This is a genomic window from Citrobacter sp. Cpo030, assembly GCF_030333005.1.
Taxonomy (GTDB): domain Bacteria; phylum Pseudomonadota; class Gammaproteobacteria; order Enterobacterales; family Enterobacteriaceae; genus Citrobacter; species Citrobacter portucalensis.
Genome location: NZ_JAOWGT010000004.1, coordinates 1 through 332, shown reverse-complemented (window position 1 = coordinate 332; position 332 = coordinate 1). Strand labels below are relative to the sequence as shown.

Annotated in this window: 2 tRNA genes; both read left to right on the top strand. The window is 53.9% G+C overall.

Annotation, left to right across the window (positions count from 1 at the left end):
- Positions 1–28 precede the first annotated feature (28 nt).
- Positions 29–105: transfer RNA gene (locus OGY37_RS00020), tRNA-Met, on the top strand.
- 152 nt (positions 106–257) lie between these two features.
- Positions 258–331: transfer RNA gene (locus tag OGY37_RS00015), tRNA-Met, on the top strand.
- The last annotated feature ends 1 nt before the right edge of the window (position 332 follow it).

The following is a 332-nucleotide window of genomic DNA, read 5'->3' as shown; positions in this document are numbered from 1 at the left end:
CGAGCAGAGTATAGTGCGCATCCACGGACGCGGGGTGGAGCAGCCTGGTAGCTCGTCGGGCTCATAACCCGAAGGTCGTCAGTTCAAATCTGGCCCCCGCAACCAATTAAAATTTGATGTAAGATTTTTGCAAAGTAGTTCGAATCACAGCAAGGCGGCGACGCAGTGAATCCTTAGGAGCTTACTTCAGTAAGTGACTGAGGTGAACGAGGAAAGCCAACGCTGATGTGGTTTGAAATACGAAGCAAAAAGACGGACGCGGGGTGGAGCAGCCTGGTAGCTCGTCGGGCTCATAACCCGAAGGTCGTCGGTTCAAATCCGGCCCCCGCAAC